Below are 17,772 nucleotides of genomic sequence, written 5' to 3'. Positions count from 1 at the left end.
GCGATCACCCGAACCCTTTGAGCCACCCGCGGCCCAGACCGCCCGCGCGTTCGCTCAGGCCACAACCGGCGCAGCAGCGCCCCGCCAGATCCCCCAGTCCTGCCGTCTCCCAGCACCGGCAAAGATGCTCAGAAGGTCAGCCACAGACCGATCTTCGCATCGGCCTCCCCATCGTTCAGGATCCGCTGGCCCAGGCCCGCCTCGACCGCCAGCGGCCCGAAATGCTCCACCCAGCCGACCCCGAGCCGTATCTGCGCGGAATCGAAGCGGTTGTCGGAATACTGCATCTGGCCGAAGACCGCGCGGCGCTCGCTCAGGTTCACCCCCACCGTCGCATCGAGCTTGCGCTCCTCGCGGTTCGCGCTCACCGCCTGGCGCAGCGTGCCGTCCACCGCCGCCCAGCCCGGGCCCCAGCGGCTGTCGAAGCTCATGCCCCAGCTCAGCCCCGCCTGCAGCATCATGTAATCCGCGGGCGCAAGCCCGAGGTCGATCAGCGCCTGCGGGTCGGTATCGAGCGGCATGTCGGGATAGACCACATGCTCGATCCCGGCACCGATACTGGCTGCGAAGCGATGCGCCCCCAGCGTCCACAGTGGCACCCGCAGCGCCGAAATTGCAATCCAGCCGCCCGAGGCGCTGCGCCCGGCATCGAGCACCAGCGTCATCCGCTCCCCCCAGCCGTATTCGGCATAGAGCGCGTCCCAGTGCGTGCCTTTCCGGATCTCGCGGCTGATGGTGGCGAACACCTCCCCGGGCGTGCGCGCCCAGGGCCCCGCCGCAGCGCGCTCCGCTGTCAGGCCGCCCAGGAGGGCAAGGAGAAGGAGGATCACGCCACGCATGCCGCATTGGAGCGCGCCATGGTTAACAAAACCCTAACCGCACCCCCGAAAGCCCCGCGTTGACAGCGCCGCCGCCACAGCGCATACCGCAGCCAACATAACCCGCAACCGGGCGCTCCGTGGGCGCCAAACCGACGAGGAGGACCAGATGTCCCAGTCCCAGATCACCCTCACCTTCCCCGATGGCAACAAGCGCGATTATCCCGCCGGGATCACCGCGGGCGAAGTGGCCGAATCGATCTCCAAATCGCTCGCGAAATCCGCGATCTCGGCGCAGGTGAACGGCCAGCATTATGACCTGCAATGGCCGATCGCGCAGGATGCGCGGATCTCCATCAACACGCTGAAGGACATGGTGCCGGCGCTGGAGCTGATCCGCCATGACCTCGCCCATATCATGGCGCGCGCCGTGCAGGAGCTGTGGCCCGATGTGAAGGTGACCATCGGCCCGGTGCGCGACTATGGCTGGTTTTATGATTTCGACCGCGCCGAGGCGTTCACTCCCGAGGATCTGGGCGCGATCGAGGCGCAGATGAAGAAGATCATCAACGCCCGCGACCCGGTCCGCACCGAGGTCTGGGAGCGCGCCCGGGCCTTGGCCTATTACGAGGAACGCGGCGAGCCCTACAAGATCGAGCTGGTGAACCGGATCCCCGAGGGCGAGGACCTGCGGATGTACTGGCACGGCGACTGGCAGGACCTGTGCCGCGGCCCGCATCTGCAATCCACCGGGCAGGTGCCGGCGGATGCGTTCAAGCTGACCCATGTGGCCGGCGCCTACTGGCTGGGCGACAGCACGCGCCCGATGCTGCAGCGCATCTATGGCATCGCCTTCCGCACCCGCGACGAGCTGAAGGCGCATATGACCATGCTGGAGGAGGCCGCCAAGCGCGACCACCGCAAGCTCGGCAAGGAGATGGACCTGTTCCACATGCAGGAGGAAGCGCCGGGCCAGGTGTTCTGGCACCCTAACGGCTGGACCATCTACACCCAGCTGCAAAACTACATGCACCGCCGTCAGAACCGCGACGGCTATGTGGAGGTGAACACCCCCAAGGTGGTGAACCGCGTGCTGTGGGAGAAATCCGGCCACTGGGAGAACTACCGCGAGAACATGTTCATCGTGGAGGTGGACGAGGAAGGCGCGAAGGAGAAGGTGGTCAACGCGCTGAAGCCGATGAACTGCCCCTGCCACGTGCAGATCTTCAACCACGGCATCAAATCCTACCGCGACCTGCCGCTGCGCATCGCCGAATTCGGCTCCTGCGCGCGCTACGAGCCCTCGGGCGCGCTGCATGGCATCATGCGGGTGCGTGGCTTCACCCAGGACGACGGGCATATCTTCTGCATGGAAGAGCAGATCGAGGCGGAAACGAAGAAATTCATCGAATTCCTCGCCTCGGTCTATTCGGACCTCGGCTTCGATCAATGGCGGATCAAGCTCTCCACCCGGCCCGAAAAGCGCATCGGCACCGATGAGAGCTGGGACCACGCCGAAGCGGCGCTCGGCAATGCCTGCAAGGCCGCGGGCTACGATTTCGAGATCCAGGAAGGCGAAGGCGCCTTCTATGGCCCGAAGCTGGAATTCGTGCTCACCGATGCGATCGGGCGCGACTGGCAATGCGGCACGCTGCAGGTGGACCCGAACCTGCCCGAGCGGCTGGAGGCGCATTTCATCGGCGCCGATGGCAACCGGCACCGGCCGATCATGCTGCACCGCGCCTGCCTCGGCTCCTTCGAGCGCTTCATCGGCATCCTGATCGAGAGCCACGCGGGCAAGCTGCCGCTCTGGCTCGCGCCGCGGCAGGTGGTGGTGGCCTCGATCGTATCGGACGCCGATGACTATGTGCGCGACGTGGTGGCACAGCTGCGCGCGCAGGGCATCCGCGCCGAGGCCGATATCCGCAACGAGAAGATCAACTACAAGGTCCGCGAGCACAGCCTCGGCAAGGTGCCCTATATCTTTGCCGTGGGTATGAAGGAGGTCGAAGAAGGCACCGTTTCCGTCCGCCGCCTGGGCGAAAACCGGACCGAAACCGCGCCGCTTTCGGCGATTCTCGCCGAGATTTCCGCGGAAGCCCTGGCCCCCGATCTGCGCCCCGTGGCCAATTAACGGGCAAAGCTCCAAAAACGATCAACACGCGGGGGGCCCCGGCCTCCCGCGGCGTTTTTCGTTGATTTTTGTCTTTGCTATGGCAGGCTTCAGTCTTGCGTGAGAGCAGACTTTCCTACCGGCCCTTCAACGGGCAGCCGGAAGACCCGAAAGACCTGGCTGCACGGTCCGGCGGCAATATCGCCCCGGGAATGTTTGAAGGAGTGTACGGTAATGGCCACTGGCACCGTGAAATGGTTCAACACAACCAAGGGCTACGGCTTCATCGCGCCCGATGGCGGCGGCAAGGACGTGTTCGTCCATATCTCGGCGGTCGAACGCGCCGGGCTCAAAGCTCTCGCCGACAATCAGAAGATCAGCTACGAGCTGATCTCTGGCCGCGACGGCCGGTCCTCGGCGGGCGATCTGAAGCTGCTCTGAGCGGCTTCACGCCTCAGCATCCCGGACGGCCCGTGTGCCCCGCGGGCCGTTTGCCTGGTCTCCCGAAAGGCCAATCGCCCGGCCCTCGGAAATCACCGCATCCGCAGCGGCCCATGGCAGCGCCCTCTGGCCCACGGTAGCAGACTGGCTGCGCATCTCCCGAGACGCCGGCGAAGCGGCTTCCAGCCCGGCAATCCCCGCCGGCGGGCGGTCCGGCAGTGCCTTCTCCAGCGCTGCCTGCGTCAAAGCCAGGCCGCCTGCGCCGCCTTGTCCCAGCCCAGCGTGGCCTTCTCGCCCTCCACCAGCACCGGCCGCTTCATCAGCGCCGGATGCGCCGCGAGCAGCGCCGCAGGCGCCTCCGCCCGCGCAGCCTCGCTCAGGCCGCGCCAGGTCGTGGAGGACCGGTTCACCAGCTTCTCGCCGAAGGCCTCCAGAAACCGCGCCGTCTCCGCAGGCGAAAGCGGCTCCGCCCGCACGTCGCGGACCTGCACCGCATGGCCCGCCGCCTCCAGCGCCGCGCGCGCCTTGCGGCAGGTATCGCAGGTGGGAATGCCGTACAGGATCATCATGCCTCCGTCAGTTGCCCGGCCTCGAGCCGCACCACCCGGTCCATCCGCGCGGCGAGCTCCAGGTTGTGCGTCGCGATCAGCGCCGAGAGCCCGGTCTCGCGCACCAGCTCCATCAGCACCCCGAACACCGTGTCCGATGTGCCCGGATCCAGGTTCCCGGTCGGCTCATCGGCCAAGAGCAGGCTCGGCGCATTGGCCAGCGCCCGGCAGAAGGCCACGCGCTGCTGCTCCCCCCCCGACATCGCCGAAGGCCGGTGCGCCGTCCGCCCCGAAAGCCCAACCCGGCCCAGCAGCTCCTGCGCCCGCGCCCGCGCAGCACCGCGCGCCACGCCATTCGCCAGCTGCGGCAGCACCACGTTCTCCTCCGCCGAAAACTCCGGCAGCAGGTGGTGAAACTGATAGACGAAGCCCAGCTCGTTGCGCCGCGCCTCGGTCCGGCGCCGGTCCCCGGCCCCGCTCAGATCCTCTCCGCCCAGAACCACGCGCCCGGCATCGGGCGTATCGAGCAGCCCCGCAATATGCAGCAGTGTGGACTTCCCCGCCCCCGAAGGCGCCACCAGCGCCACCACCTGCCCGCGCGGGATCACCAGATCGATGCCCTTCAGCACGGCAATCTCGCCGGGCTTGCCCCGGTTGTAGGATTTCTCCAGCCGTTCCAGCCGCAGCACGTCACTCATAGCGCAGCGCCTCCACCGGGTTCATGCGCGCGGCGCGGCGCGCCGGGAAAATCGTCACGATGAAGCTCAGGCCCAGCGCCAGCCCCACCGCCTTGGTCACGTCCCAGGGCTGCAGCTTCGCAGGCAACGCATAGATCCCCCGGATCGAAGGGTCCCACACCCCGCCCCCGTTCAGCCAGTTCACGAAGGCCATGATCTGGTCGATATAGGCCGCGAACAGCACGCCGAGCGCCACCCCAGCCGCCGTGCCCAGCACCCCGGTGAAGGCCCCGCACAGGAAAAACACCCGCATGATGGAGCCCTCGGTGAGCCCCATGGTGCGCAGGATCCCGATGTCGCGGCCCTTGTTCTTCACCAGCATGATCAGCCCGGAGGTGATGTTCATCGTCGCGATCAGCACGAGCACCGAGAGGATCACGAACATCACATTGTCCTCGATATCGAGCGCGCGCAGGAAGCTGCCCGAGGCATCGCGCCAGCTCCACAGCATGGTGCCCGCGCCGCCCGCCTCCAGGATCTGCGCGCTCCAGCGGTCCACCTTCTCCGGGTCGGTCACATCGACCTCGATCTCATCCGCCCCGCCCTCGCGGTTGAAGAAGCTCTGCGCCTCGGCAAAGGGCATGTAGACCCGGGTCTTGTCGATGTCCCAGCGCCCGGCGGTAAACACATAGACCACCTCATAGGCATTCACCCGCGGGCTGGTGCCAAAGGCGGTCTTGACCCCGTTGGGCGACATCAGGAGCACCTTGTCGCCGACCATCACCCCGAGCTCGCGCGCGAGCTCCGAGCCCATGGCAATGCCCTCGCCAAAGCGGTCGATATCGCCATAGCCGGTCTTCGGATCGGCCACCCGCGGGATCGTCTTCAGGTCGGCCTCGCTGATGCCATAGACCTCCGCCACATTGGAGCGGTCGTTGTTCGTCACCATCACCTGGCCGCGCACGAGGGGCGCCGTCCGCGTCACCCCCGGCACCGCGCGGATCCGCGCCGCGCGCTCGCTGTAATCGCGCATCAGGGGCGAGAAGATCCCCGATCCCGGCACCACCTCCTGCGGCGCGGAATAGACCGTCACATGGGCGTTGGAGCCGAGGATCGTATCCACGAATTCGGCGCGGAACCCGGCCCGGACCGCCAGCGTGATGATCAGCGCCGCCACCCCGAGCATGATCCCGATCAGGCTGATCCAGGTCATGACCGAGACGCCGCCCTCGGCGCGCCGCGCGCGCAGGTAGCGCCAGGCGATCATGAATTCGAAAGGTGCAAAGGGCGCGGTGCGTGCGGCCATGACAGGCTCCTGAAAGTCGGCGCAAGCTGGCCTGCGCAGGGCCCGGGGTCAAGGCCCCGGCCTTCACGTATCGGTGCAGGCCTGGATCGGTGCGGGTGCTTCGCGCTCAGGCGGTGCGGCGGAACGGGCGCAAAGCCAGCGCAGCCAGCCCCCGCAGCCCGCCCCAGCCCAGCAGGAAGCCGATCGCGGCGCAGATCAGCCCATCGGGCGTGACCGGCACTGCGGGGCGGAAATCGGCCCAGGTCGCGGCCAGCGTCTCGCCATCACGAAACCGCTGCGGCAGCGCCAGCCGCTCCAGCGGCCCCGCCGCGCGCAGCAGCGCATAATCCGCCTGCGCATGCTCCGCGCGTGTGATCACGCCGCGCATATCGCCCTGATGTGCCTCGAGAAACCCGGTGCCCGCAATCTGGCCCAGGGCCTGCTCGCGGCTGAGCCCGGCCTGCGTGGCGGAGGCGTCGAACGCCGCCACCACTTTCGCCAAAGCCTCCGCCTGCCCGCCCAGACGCTGCAGATATTGCTGCGAGAATTCCGGGAACTGCGAGATGACCACGCCCCCCGCCAGCCCCGCAATCAGCGACAGCACCCGCAGCATCACAGCCCCGCGTAGATCTGCGTGATCTTCGCCACGGCGGCCTCGGCGGTCATTTCCTCGCTCTCGCCGCTGCGGCGCGAGGTCAGCTCCACCACGTTGCGCGCGAGGCCCCGCGGGCCCACGGTGATCCGCCACGGCAGGCCGATCAGGTCCATGGTGGCGAATTTCGCCCCCGCCCGCTCGTCGCGGTCGTCATAGAGCGGATCGAGCCCCGCCGCGCGCAGCGCGCCATAAAGCGCCTCGCAGGCGGTATCCGTCGCCGCATCGCCCTGCTTGAGGTTGACGATGCCCACATGGAACGGGGTCACGCCCTCGGGCCAGATGATCCCGTTGTCGTCGTGGTTGGCCTCAATGAGCGCCCCCACGAGGCGGCTCACGCCGATCCCGTGCGAGCCCATCTCCACCGGCACGCGGTTGCCCTCCGGGGTGACGACGGTGGCGCCCATCGCCTCGGAATATTTGGTGCCGAAGTAGAAGATCTGGCCCACTTCGATGCCCCGGTCCACCCGGCGGCGCTCCTCCGGGATCTGCTCGAAGAGTGCGGCGTCGTGGGTCTCGTCGGTGCGGGCATAAAGCGTGGTGAACTCCTTGCAGATCCCCGCCACTTCCGCGCGGTTGTCGAAATCCACCGCCCGGTTGCCGAGCTTCAGATCCGTCACCGCCGCATCATAGAACACCTCGGATTCGCCGGTTTTCGCCAGCACCAGGAATTCATGCGTATCGTCGCCGCCGATCGGGCCGCTGTCGGCGCGCATCGGAATCGCGGTCAGGCCCATGCGCTCATAGGTGCGCAGGTAGCTCACCATGTGGCGGTTGTAGGCATGCAGCGCGTCTTCGCGGGTCAGGTCGAAGTTGTAGCCGTCCTTCATGTAGAATTCACGCCCGCGCATCACGCCGAAGCGCGGGCGCACCTCGTCGCGGAACTTCCACTGGATGTGATAGAGCGTCAGCGGCAGGTCCTTGTAGCTGCTCACATGGGCGCGGAAGATGTCGGTGATCATCTCCTCGTTGGTGGGCCCATAGAGCATCTCGCGCTCGTGCCGGTCCTTGAAGCGCAGCATTTCCGGGCCATAGGCATCGTAGCGGCCGGATTCGCGCCACAGGTCCGCGGGCTGCAGCGTCGGCATCAGCAGCGGAATATGCCCCGCGCGCGCCTGCTCCTCATGCACGATCTGCTCGATGCGCTTGAGCACCTTGAAGCCCAGCGGCAGCCAGGAATAGATCCCCGCCGCCTGCTGCTTGATCATGCCGGCACGCAGCATCAGCCGGTGCGAGGCAATCTGCGCATCGGCGGGGTTTTCCTTGAGAACGGGGAGGAAGTAGCGGGAAAGGCGCATGTCCGGGTCCGGTATCAGGTTTCGGGTCGCGATCTGGCCTAGAGGAAAGCCGCGCGCGGGGCAAGCGCCGCTTGACGCCCCGGCGCCGATCCCTGCCCGCGTGCAGCCCCGGGCCTGCGCCAGAACGCCGGAGCCACATCCTCCCCCGGGGCCGATGATGCCGCCCCGGAGCAGCGACCCCGCTCCTCCCAACGTCACCATCGCCCCCGGCCCTGCCCGCTGCGCCTTCCCCAGATCTGCGCGCACAGGCGGCGGCCCGAACAGCGCCGCTGAGAAAGCGCATCTCTCCTCCGCCTGCGGGCCGCCCCCCTGCCGGCGCAGGCGCCAGCCCTTCCCCCTTGCCCTCCCCGCGCCCGCGCGGCACCTTGGCGCCACCCTATGGAGGCTGCCATGACCGAGTTCCCCGTCCCCGCCCTGCCACAGATCCCAGTTCAGGGCGGCGGCTCCTACCCTGTGCGCCGGATCTTCTGCGTCGGGCGCAACTATGCCGCCCACGCCGCCGAAATGGGCGCCGCGGTGGACCGCGAAGCGCCGTTCTACTTCACCAAATCGCCCTTCGCCGTGGTGCTTTCCGGCGCCAGCGTGCCCTATGCGCCGGGCACACAGAACCTGCACCACGAGATGGAGCTCGCCCTCGCTCTCGGAGCGCCGCTGTTCCGCGCCACGCCCACCGCCGCCGAAGCCGCAATCTGGGCTGCGGGCTGCGCGCTCGACATGACCCGGCGCGACCTGCAGAATGTGTTCAAGGACAAGCGCCTGTCCTGGGATCTCGGCAAGGATTTCGAGAATTCCGCCGTATTCGCCCCGCTCACCCGGGGCTTCCGCGTCGGCCATCAGCGGATCCAGCTTTCGGTCAACGGCACCCTGCGCCAGGACAGCCACCTCGACGACATGATCTGGCCGGTGGGCGAGCTGCTCGCGCATCTGTCGCAATACTACCACCTCGGCCCGGGCGATCTCGTGCTCACCGGCACGCCCGCGGGCGTGGGCCCCGTGGTGGCGGGCGACGAGATCACCGGCGGCATCGACGGGCTCGCGCCGATTTCGCTCCGCATCGCGGCGGCGGAATAGCCCCGCCCCGGCATTCACCCACGTGCGGCAGCCGGGGTGGAAAGCGCTGCATCCCCTTCACGGGGAGCGTTCCCACACGCGCGTGGCGGCCGGGGTGGCAGGCCCTGCGGCCGCCACGCAGCCCGCCCCCTGGCACGCCTCCGCCTCTGGCACACCCCACGCGCAAAAACCCGGCCGGATGCGGCGGCGCAAAAGAAAACGCGGGGCCGATGGCCCCGCGTCCGATCCGTCACCGATCCGGAAGGATCAGGCTTCGCTTTCCGCAGCCTCGGCCGAAACCAGGCCCGACGGCGCCGCGATATTCGCGATCACGAAGTTGCGCTCGATGGTCGGCTTCACGCCTTCCGGCAGCACCACGTCGTTGATGTGGATCACATCGCCGATCTGCTTGCCGGTCAGGTCCACGGTGATGTGGTCCGGGATGTCGCTCGCCAGCACTTCCAGCTCGACTTCCGGACGCACGATCGTCAGCGTGCCGCCACGCTTCAGGCCCGGCGAGGCTTCCTGGTTGTCGAAGTTCACATGGATGAACAGGTTGATGCGCGAGGCGCGGTGCGTCCGCATGAAGTCGATATGCGTCGGCAGGTCCTTGACCACGTCCTTCTGCACGCCGCGGCAGATCACGCGCACGTCGTCCTGGCCTTCAACCTTCAGGTTGAACAGGGTGGACATGAAGCGGCCCTTGCGCAGGCGGGTCAGCAGCTTGTTGTAGTCAAAGTTCAGAGCCACCGGCTCCTTGCCGTCACCGTAGACGATGCCGGGCACGAGACCCTGACGACGTGCTGCGCGAGCGGCCCCCTTGCCCGTCCCCGTGCGCACGACGGCTTCGAGAGTTTCGATCTCTTTTGCCATTTGCGAATTCCTTCAGTTGGCGTTCCGGGCCTCCTCCAAGGGTGCAGGCCCACGAGCGCGTGGCCGTAAGGGCAAAACCGGAATTTTGCAAGCCCCAATCGCACAGGCCCACCGCACAGGCCCAATCGCGCAGCACCGCTGTAACAAAGCTGGCGCAGGATCGCCACCTGCCGGTTTGCCCCGCCCCCGCGGCCGTGCTAGCCGGAGCCGGACCAGAGGAGACGGACATGAGTTTGCGACAGGCCGCGGCAGCAAGCCGCAGCACCGCCCCGGGGCTGGGCGCCATCGGCATCTTCTGGGGCAGCTTCGCCGCCATGGTCCCGGCCTACAAGCTGCGCGCCGATGTCAGCGATGCGCAGATGGGCACGGCGCTGATCTGTACCGCGGTGGGCGGCATGGCGGCCATGGCAATGGCGCCGCGGCTGCGCCGCTGGCTCGGCGCGCGCACATTGCCGGTCTCGGCCGGGCTTCTGGCGCTGGCAGCCTTCCTGCCGGTGGGCATCCACTCCGCCGCAAGCATGGCGGTGGTCCTGGTGCTGATGGGCGCCGCCATGTCCAGCCTCGACATCGCCGTGAACGTGCGCGTCTCGGAAACGGAATCGCGCACCGGCCTGCCGCTGATGAACTTCAACCACGCGATGTTCTCCTTCGGATTTGCGGTCGCTGCGCTCGCGGTGGGGCTGGCGCGGCGCGCGGGCCTCGGCCCCGAGCAGATCCAGCCCGCGGTCGGGCTCGCCCTGCTGGCCATGGCCCCGCTCACCTGGGAGCGAAGCGTTCCCGCCGCGCCCGGCGCCGGCGGCCCCGCGGCCCGCACGCCCTGGCCCGCCGTGCTGCCCGCGGCCGCGATCCTGTTTGCGGCCTTCGTCACAGAAAACGCCACCGAGGCCTGGTCGGCGCTGCATATCGAGCGCTCGCTTGGCGGGCGCCCCGGCGAAGGCGCCCTCGGCCCGGCGACGATGGGCCTCACCATGGGCCTCGGCCGCATGGCCGGGCAGATGCTGGCGCTGCGGCTCGGCGAGGCGCGGCTGGTCGCGGGCTCGGCGCTGCTCGCGGCCGTGGGCGCGCTGCTCATCGCGGCCGCCCCCGTGCAATGGCTCGCGGTGACCGGGGTCGCTGTCGTCGGCGCCGGGATCGCGGTGCTGGTGCCTTCGGCGAATTCGCTGCTCGGGCGCCGCGTCGCGCCCGAACAGCTCGCCATCGCCATCGCGCGGGCCTGGATGATCGGCTTCACCGGCTTCTTCATCGGCCCGGTGGCGATGGGGCTCATGGCCGAAACCATGGGCCTGCGGCTCGCCTTCGCGGCCATCGCCCTGGTGGTGCTGACGATCCTCGTCTCGCTGCGCGGGTTGCGACGGCATCCCTAGCAGGCCGCTGAGAAAGTCTCGGGTCCGGAACGGCTTTCTGTCATCGCGTTTTGCGACGGATTGGCTCGGGCGCCCAGGGCAAAGGGATGGCAGCCCTCAGCCTCTGCTCTTCGTCACACCATGAGGCGCCTTGGCAGTGATGCGAGGGGGTTGGCTGCCATGGTGAGGATGAAGCGGGACCGCACGCGTTCCATGCCGCGCCAGATGGCCTGGGCCACGCCACCGACGGTCTTGGCCCATCCGACTGCCTCATCGATCCATTTGCAGGGCCTGATCGACAGGGCGTAGCCCTCGTGCCGGCTGGTGCGCCCATCAATGGCGGACTGCCGCGCCTTTCGGGCGACATGCGGGGGGCGCAGGCCCTGCGCATCTCTGCCACAAGGTCGGCGCTGTCGAAGCCCTTGCCGGCCCCAACCGTCAACCGCCTGATCGCGCCAGCAGAGAGGCATCGATCATGTCGATGGCGGCACGTCGCTCAGCACGACCATCGGCCCGCGTGAGGTCACCCTGCACGATCAAGCCGGACCTGTTCTCCATCGGCGCATGACCGATAAGGCAAAGCATGGCGCCCGTGCCCGGGGGTTTCCTGCAAAGCCAGGCATCCGGATCGTGGTGGAGGCATGGGGGGCGTTGGACCGCTTCTCGCCCCGCAAGTCGGCCTCGGCATTGCGGCTCTGGCGGTGGGGGACGGTGTCGGGTTCGGACAGGCGGGCCGGATCGTCGTCGGGCGGCGGGAACTCCGCCTTTGGCTGGAAGCTCTTCATCGAAGCCCAGGCTTTCGCCAGCGTGCCATCGACCGAGAAGTGGTCGTCCGACAGAAACGGCGCGATCGAGGGCCGCCCAAAGTCGGTGTAGAGAGCCGCGCACTCGCCATCCAGGCTGACCAACGCATCATTCACGATCTGCCGGATCTTGCGCAGGGGATGCCGGGCCGAGATCCGCGCCGCGAGGTCCACATAGCTGAAAAGCGATCCGCTCGCCTCGTCCGTCCCGCGCATGATCACCAGTACCTTTGCCGTCCTGACGGTGAAGAATGTTCTTAAACTACTGTCAAAACAGGCTATTTCAGAAGCGTAACAAAGGCCGCGGCCGGATGCCATAACGCAGATATGACCTGACGCGCGCGCCCGATCGCGATATGCTCGCGCCATGTCGGTTCTGGCTGCCCTTTTGCGTCTCTTCCTGGTCGTGGCTTTCGCGCTCGGTGTCGGCCTGCCCGCGGCACCCGCGCGCGCAGCCCCGCCTGAACCCCACGTCATGGCCCAGCACGCGGGCTGCGAGACCCGCCAGCCCATCGCCCCGGACGACCTCTGCCGCGCGCATTGCCTTGGCCTGAGCATGCTGCCTGCCACGGCCGCCCCCGCGCCCCATCGCACGCGCGCAGCCGCTCTGCCGGCCCTGCCCTATGCCGAAACCGCGCCCTCGCTCTGGCCCCTCCCCGAGCCGCATCCCCCCCGCCTCTGAGCCCCGAACAGACCGGCCTTCCGCCCATCCTCGTTCTGGAGCTCATCATGACCCTGATTTCCCGCCGCGGCTTTCTCGCCGCTTCCGCCGCTGCTGCGGCGTCTCTCACCCTGCCCGCCCGGGTACGCGCCGCGCCCGAGGGCTTCGCCCTCTCGGCCACCACCCGCGTGATCGAGGTGCAGGGCCGCGCCGCCACCGTGCTCGGCCTCACCAATGCGCAGGGTGGCCCCGGCCTCATCCTCGATCCCGGGCAGCGGTTCCGCACCGATCTGACCAACACGCTCGATACAGAAACGATCGTGCACTGGCACGGCCAGATCCCGCCCAATGCGCAGGACGGCGTGCCCAACACCAACCCGATGCTGAAGCCGGGCGAGACCCGCGCCTATGATTTCGCCGCGCGCCCTGGCACCTTCTGGATGCACAGCCACATCCCCGAACAGGAGATCGGCCTGCTGGCCGCGCCCCTGATCGTGCGCCGCTCCGAAGAGGCCGCGGCGGACCGGCAGGAGGTGGTGATGTTCCTGCATGATTTCAGCTTCCGCACGCCGCAGGAGGTGCTGGCCGAGGTCAGCGGCGGCACGGCAATGGACCACGGGGCGATGAACCATTCCGCGCCGCCGATGGCGGGGATGCCGCATATGGCCGAAATGCCCGGCATGGGCGGAATGGCGATGGATCTCAACGATTACGATTTCGATGCCTATCTCGCCAATGACCGAACCCTCGATGACCCGGAGGTGATTACGGTCGCCCGCGGTGGCCGGGTGCGGCTCAGGGTCATCAACGCCGCCGCGATGACCGCCTTCTGGATCGATACCGGCGCCGCGGCGGCGCGGCTCGTGGCGGTGGACGGCGAGCCGGTGCTGCCGCTCGCGGGGCGGCGCTTTTCAGTGGCCCCGGCGCAGCGGCTCGATCTCGAGATCGACCTGCCCGACGATGGCGCCGCGGCTCCGGTACTGGCGCTGCGCGAGGGCGCGCGCGAGCGTACCGGCATTATCCTCGCCCCGCCCGGCGCCACGGTGCCGAAGCTCGCGCCCCTGTCGGATGCAGCGCATCCGCCCGTCTCCGGCGACATGACGCAGGAGCTTTCCCTGCGCGCAGCGGCGCCGCTGCCCCCGCGGGCGCTGCAGAACGGCCAGATGGTGATGCTCGGCGGCGCGATGCAGCCCTATGTCTGGACGATCAACGGCCGGGTCTGGGAAGATCGCCTCCCCATCGCCGCCAGAAGCGGCGAGCGGGTGGAGCTGATGTTCCACAACATGTCGATGATGGCGCATCCGATGCACCTGCATGGCCATGTGTTTCAGGTGGTGGAGGTCAACGGCTCCCGGTTCGCAGGCGCGCTGCGCGACACGGTGCATGTGCCCGCGATGGGCAGCGTGACGATCGCCTTCGATGCGGGCGAGGCGGCGCCATGGATGCTGCACTGCCACCACATGGGCCACCTCGCAGCCGGGATGATGACCGAACTCGCGATCTCGGCCTGAGGCGCCGGGGGCGGCGCGCCCGCCCCCGGCCACCCGGCGCAGGCGGGTATCGCCCCCCCGCTGCATGCCTTCACGGCACGCCGCAGAAGCCCGCCCGCCCATTCCGCCTCGGCCCGCTGGCCAAGCGGAGCGCAGCACACGACCGCCCCACGGAGCCGCCTTCCTCCCGGGACGGATTCCGCAGACCGCAGCAGGCCGCCGCAAAACGCCGCACATGCAGCCCGTACCGGCCCCGCCCCCCGCACAATGCCTGCTCGCCGGAGGATGGCCCCCGCCCGGGAACAAGGTGCAAGGCGGCTCAGGCCGTCGCGAAGCCCGCAGCCGTCAGCGCCGCGGCCAGCGCCTCGCGCGGCGCCGAGGTCTTCACCTCGACCTTGCGCGAAGGCGGGTCGGCCTGCACCTCGGCCACCGGATCGACCGCGTGGATCGCCCGGGTCACGCCACGCGCACAGCCGCCGCAGGTCATGGTTTCGATGTGGAATTGCATGGGTCCCTCCTCTGGGGAATACGGATCATGCCATTCCAGATGGGGCTTCCCACCGTAGGAAGGTCAAGCCCCGCCCGGCGGCCACAGAAAATTCTCTGCGCCCCTTGACCTTCCCATGGCTGGAACCCCTATCTGGGAATGCGGACAGGATGACCAGAGGATGCCGCCATGACCAAACCCGCCTCCTTTCAGGACGCTTCGAGCGCGAAAGTCGTGCTCGATATCGAGGGCATGAGCTGTGCCTCCTGCGTAGCGCGGGTGGAAAAGGCGCTGAAGGCGGCCCCCGGGGTCGAGAGCGCCACCGTGAACCTCGCGACCGAGCGCGCCGAGGTGCTGGGCGCCGGGATCGACCGCGCCCGCCTGATCCAGGCGGTGGAGGCGATCGGCTACGAGGTGCGGCCGCAAACCACCGAGCTCGACATCGAGGGCATGACCTGCGCCTCCTGCGTGGGCCGGGTCGAGCGCGCGCTCAGTGCGGTGCCGGGCGTCAGCGCAGCCAGCGTCAATCTGGCGACGGAGCATGCCCAGGTCACCGGCACGGCCAGCACCGAGGCCCTGATCCGGGCCGTGGCCGCCGCGGGCTACGAGGCGCGCCTCGCAGGCACCGGCGCCACAGCCGACACCGCCGCGCGCAAGGCCGAAGAAGAAGCCGGGCTCCGGCGCAGGCTGGCGCTCGCCGCCGTGCTGACCCTGCCCGTCTTCATCATCGAGATGGGCGGGCACATGCTGCCGCCGGTCCATGACTTCGTGATGGCCACGCTCGGGCATCAGGCCAGCTGGCTGCTGCAGGCGGTGCTGACCACGGCGGTGATGGCCGGGCCCGGGCTGCAATTCTACCGCAAGGGCATCCCGGCCCTGGCCAAGGCCGCGCCCGACATGAACAGCCTCGTCGCCGTGGGCACGCTGGCGGCCTGGGGCTATTCGCTGGTCGCGACCTTCGCGCCCGGCCTGCTGCCGCCCGGCACGGTGAACGTGTATTACGAAGCCGCCGCCGTCATCGTCACGCTGATCCTGTTCGGGCGCTGGATGGAGGCGCGTGCGAAGGGGCGCACTTCTCAGGCGATCCAGCGGCTCGTCGGCCTGCAGCCGCGCACGGCGCGGGTGCAGCGCGACGGCACGGTGCGCGAAATCCCGGTGGCCGAGCTGCGCGCGGGCGCGTTGATCGAGCTGCGCCCGGGCGAACGGGTGCCCACCGATGGCACCGTGACCGAAGGCACGAGCTGGATCGACGAAAGCATGATCACCGGCGAGCCGCTGCCGGTGGAGAAGCGCACGGGCAGCCCCGTCACCGGCGGCACGGTGAACCAGACCGGCGCGCTCACTTTCCGCGCCACCGCCGTGGGCCAGGCGACGATGCTCGCCCAGATCATCCGCATGGTCGAGGAGGCGCAAGGCGGCAAGCTGCCGATCCAGGGGCTGGTGGACCGGGTGACGCTGTGGTTCGTGCCCGCGGTGATGGGGCTCGCGCTGCTCACCTTCCTCGCCTGGCTGATCTTCGGCCCGAGCCCGGCGCTGACCTTCGCGCTGGTCAATGGCGTCGCGGTGCTGATCATCGCCTGCCCCTGCGCGATGGGCCTCGCAACGCCCACCTCGATCATGGTGGGCACCGGGCGCGGCGCGGAGCTGGGCATCCTGTTCCGGCGCGGCGAGGCCCTGCAAAGCCTGCAGGAGGTGAAGGTCGTAGCCCTCGACAAGACCGGCACCCTGACCGAGGGCAAACCGCAGCTGACCGACCTGACCCCCGCCCCGGGGTTCGACCGCGCCACCGTTCTGGCCGCGGTGGCGGCGGTGGAGGCGAAATCCGAGCATCCCATCGCCCGCGCGCTGGTGCAGGCGGCCGAAGGGCTCGCCCTGCCGCAGATCCGCGATTTCGCCTCGCATTCCGGGCACGGCGTTTCGGCGCAAAGCGACGCCGGGCGCATCGCGGTGGGCGCAGACCGGTTCATGGCCAGCCTCGGGCTCGATATCGGGGCGCTCGGCGCGGCGGCCCAGACCCTGGCCGAAGCGGGCAAGACCCCGCTCTATGCCGCGATCGGCGACAAGGTCGCCGCGGTGCTCGCTGTAGCCGATCCGGTGAAAGCCACCACCCCCGAGGCGATCCGCGCCCTGCATGCGCTCGGCCTGAAAGTCGCGATGATCACCGGCGACAATGCCCGCACCGCGCAGGCCATCGCCCGCCAGCTCGGCATAGACGAGGTCGTGGCCGAGGTGCTGCCGGAGGGCAAGGTCGCCGCCATCGCGCGCCTGAAGGCGGCCGGAGGCCTCGCCTTCGTCGGCGACGGGATCAACGATGCCCCGGCGCTGGCCGCGGCGGATGTGGGCATCGCCGTCGGCACCGGCACCGATGTCGCAATCGAGGCGGCGGATGTGGTGCTGATGTCGGGGCGGCTCACGGCAGTGCCCGCCGCCATCGCGCTCTCGCGCGCCACCATGGCCAATATCCGGCAGAACCTGTTCTGGGCCTTCGCCTACAATACCGCGCTCATTCCGCTCGCCGCCGGCGTGCTCTGGCCCGCCTTCGGCATCCTGCTGTCGCCGGTCTTTGCCGCCAGCGCAATGGCGATGTCCTCGGTCTTCGTGCTGGGCAATGCGCTGCGGCTGAAACGCTTCGCCCCGCAGACAGGAGCCGCGTGATGAACATCGGCGAAGCCGCCCGCGCCTCCGGCGTCTCGGCCAAGATGATCCGCTATTATGAATCCGTCGGGCTGATCCCGGCTGCAGCGCGCAGCGAGGCGGGCTACCGCAGCTATGGCCCGCGCGAAGTGCAGAGCCTGCGCTTCGTGCGCCGCGCCCGCGATCTGGGCTTTCCCGTCGCCACCATCGCGGAGCTGCTCGCCCTCTGGAGCGATCAGGAGCGCCACAGCGCCGATGTGAAGGCGCTCGCGCTCGAACATGTCGCGGCGCTGGAGCGCAAGATCGCGGAAATGCAGGCCATGGCGGGCACCCTGCGCCACCTGGCCGATGCCTGCTCCGGCAGCGACCGGCCCGATTGCCCGATCCTCGAAGATCTCGGCGGCAGCCCCGGCGCGGCCTGCCACACATCATAGGCGCCCGCGGGCGGCGCTGGCCTCCCGTGCGGCCGCCAGACGCGCCGGGCATCGGCTCCGCGATGCCTGCCAGGCATCATCCTGCCCCCAGCAAAATGGGCCACCCCGCCCCTTCCCGCCGCTCCGCAGGCAGGTCGCGGGCGGTCTTCCACATGGCCTAGCAAG

Annotated in this window: 16 protein-coding genes and 1 pseudogene; 8 read left to right on the top strand and 9 right to left on the bottom strand. The window is 68.9% G+C overall.

The window, feature by feature from the left end; translation table 11 throughout:
- Positions 1 to 128: 128 nt before the first annotated feature.
- Entirely contained in the window at positions 129 to 830 is a 702-nt protein-coding gene (locus tag ACOMG5_RS01285; protein ID WP_420341962.1) for a hypothetical protein, read from the bottom strand.
- 157 nt (positions 831 to 987) lie between these two features.
- Here ACOMG5_RS01285 and thrS point away from each other — a divergent pair, with 157 nt between their 5' ends.
- Complete coding sequence (gene thrS / locus ACOMG5_RS01280; protein WP_420341961.1) at positions 988 to 2,952, top strand: threonine--tRNA ligase; 1,965 nt, start codon at positions 988 to 990, stop codon at positions 2,950 to 2,952.
- 213 nt (positions 2,953 to 3,165) lie between these two features.
- Positions 3,166 to 3,372, top strand: a complete 207-nt coding sequence (locus tag ACOMG5_RS01275) for a cold-shock protein (RefSeq protein WP_420341960.1) — start codon at positions 3,166 to 3,168, stop codon at positions 3,370 to 3,372.
- A gap of 242 nt (positions 3,373 to 3,614) precedes the next feature.
- On the opposite strand, the gene ACOMG5_RS01270 is transcribed toward ACOMG5_RS01275, so the two are convergent.
- The 5 genes from ACOMG5_RS01270 to proS form a co-directional block, all read right to left on the bottom strand.
- A complete protein-coding gene (locus ACOMG5_RS01270) occupies positions 3,615 to 3,938 on the bottom strand; it encodes an arsenate reductase family protein (RefSeq protein WP_420342064.1) in 324 nt (107 codons plus the stop codon).
- The gene (locus ACOMG5_RS01265; RefSeq protein WP_420341959.1) at positions 3,938 to 4,618 is read right to left on the bottom strand and encodes an ABC transporter ATP-binding protein; all 681 of its coding nucleotides are present in this window, start codon (positions 4,616 to 4,618) and stop codon (positions 3,938 to 3,940) included. The genes ACOMG5_RS01270 and ACOMG5_RS01265 overlap by 1 nt, the downstream gene beginning before the upstream one ends.
- On the bottom strand, positions 4,611 to 5,903 hold the full coding sequence (locus tag ACOMG5_RS01260) for a lipoprotein-releasing ABC transporter permease subunit (protein WP_420341958.1): 1,293 nt from the start codon (positions 5,901 to 5,903) through the stop codon (positions 4,611 to 4,613). Before ACOMG5_RS01260 ends, ACOMG5_RS01265 begins: the two co-directional genes overlap by 8 nt.
- Before the next feature lie 106 nt (positions 5,904 to 6,009).
- The gene (locus ACOMG5_RS01255) at positions 6,010 to 6,495 is read right to left on the bottom strand and encodes a DUF2937 family protein (protein WP_420341957.1); all 486 of its coding nucleotides are present in this window, start codon (positions 6,493 to 6,495) and stop codon (positions 6,010 to 6,012) included.
- Positions 6,495 to 7,832: a proline--tRNA ligase gene (proS, locus tag ACOMG5_RS01250; protein WP_420341956.1), complete on the bottom strand. Its 1,338-nt coding sequence runs from the start codon at positions 7,830 to 7,832 to the stop codon at positions 6,495 to 6,497. The genes ACOMG5_RS01255 and proS overlap by 1 nt, the downstream gene beginning before the upstream one ends.
- A 390-nt stretch (positions 7,833 to 8,222) precedes the next feature.
- Between proS and ACOMG5_RS01245 the strand changes: the two genes are divergently transcribed.
- On the top strand, positions 8,223 to 8,903 hold the full coding sequence (locus ACOMG5_RS01245) for a fumarylacetoacetate hydrolase family protein (RefSeq protein WP_420341955.1): 681 nt from the start codon (positions 8,223 to 8,225) through the stop codon (positions 8,901 to 8,903).
- Between the two features lie 246 nt (positions 8,904 to 9,149).
- Here ACOMG5_RS01245 and ACOMG5_RS01240 read toward each other — a convergent pair whose 3' ends face one another.
- A complete protein-coding gene (locus ACOMG5_RS01240; protein ID WP_420341954.1) occupies positions 9,150 to 9,755 on the bottom strand; it encodes a 50S ribosomal protein L25/general stress protein Ctc in 606 nt (201 codons plus the stop codon).
- A gap of 227 nt (positions 9,756 to 9,982) precedes the next feature.
- Here ACOMG5_RS01240 and ACOMG5_RS01235 point away from each other — a divergent pair, with 227 nt between their 5' ends.
- Positions 9,983 to 11,119, top strand: a complete 1,137-nt coding sequence (locus ACOMG5_RS01235) for an MFS transporter (protein WP_420341953.1) — start codon at positions 9,983 to 9,985, stop codon at positions 11,117 to 11,119.
- Positions 11,120 to 11,232: 113 nt separating this feature from the next.
- Here ACOMG5_RS01235 and ACOMG5_RS01230 read toward each other — a convergent pair.
- Positions 11,233 to 12,117, bottom strand: a pseudogene (locus tag ACOMG5_RS01230) (IS5/IS1182 family transposase).
- Positions 12,118 to 12,268: 151 nt separating this feature from the next.
- Between ACOMG5_RS01230 and ACOMG5_RS01225 the strand changes: the two are divergent.
- Both ACOMG5_RS01225 and ACOMG5_RS01220 read left to right on the top strand, forming a co-directional pair.
- Positions 12,269 to 12,583, top strand: a complete 315-nt coding sequence (locus ACOMG5_RS01225) for a hypothetical protein (RefSeq protein ID WP_420341952.1) — start codon at positions 12,269 to 12,271, stop codon at positions 12,581 to 12,583.
- 47 nt (positions 12,584 to 12,630) lie between these two features.
- The gene (locus ACOMG5_RS01220; protein WP_420341951.1) at positions 12,631 to 14,073 is read left to right on the top strand and encodes a multicopper oxidase family protein; all 1,443 of its coding nucleotides are present in this window, start codon (positions 12,631 to 12,633) and stop codon (positions 14,071 to 14,073) included.
- Between the two features lie 298 nt (positions 14,074 to 14,371).
- Here the strand turns inward: ACOMG5_RS01220 and ACOMG5_RS01215 are convergent, their stop codons facing one another.
- The gene (locus ACOMG5_RS01215; RefSeq protein ID WP_420341950.1) at positions 14,372 to 14,560 is read right to left on the bottom strand and encodes a heavy-metal-associated domain-containing protein; all 189 of its coding nucleotides are present in this window, start codon (positions 14,558 to 14,560) and stop codon (positions 14,372 to 14,374) included.
- A gap of 168 nt (positions 14,561 to 14,728) precedes the next feature.
- On the opposite strand from ACOMG5_RS01215, the gene ACOMG5_RS01210 reads away from it, so the two are divergent.
- Positions 14,729 to 17,194, top strand: a complete 2,466-nt coding sequence (locus ACOMG5_RS01210; RefSeq protein WP_420341949.1) for a heavy metal translocating P-type ATPase — start codon at positions 14,729 to 14,731, stop codon at positions 17,192 to 17,194.
- Positions 17,194 to 17,607: a Cu(I)-responsive transcriptional regulator gene (cueR, locus tag ACOMG5_RS01205; protein ID WP_420341948.1), complete on the top strand. Its 414-nt coding sequence runs from the start codon at positions 17,194 to 17,196 to the stop codon at positions 17,605 to 17,607. Before ACOMG5_RS01210 ends, cueR begins: the two co-directional genes overlap by 1 nt.
- Positions 17,608 to 17,772: the final 165 nt, after the last annotated feature.

Source organism: Paenirhodobacter sp. (genome assembly GCF_041916475.1).
Taxonomy (GTDB): domain Bacteria; phylum Pseudomonadota; class Alphaproteobacteria; order Rhodobacterales; family Rhodobacteraceae; genus Rhodobacter.
This window is presented reverse-complemented; position numbering and strand designations above follow the sequence as displayed.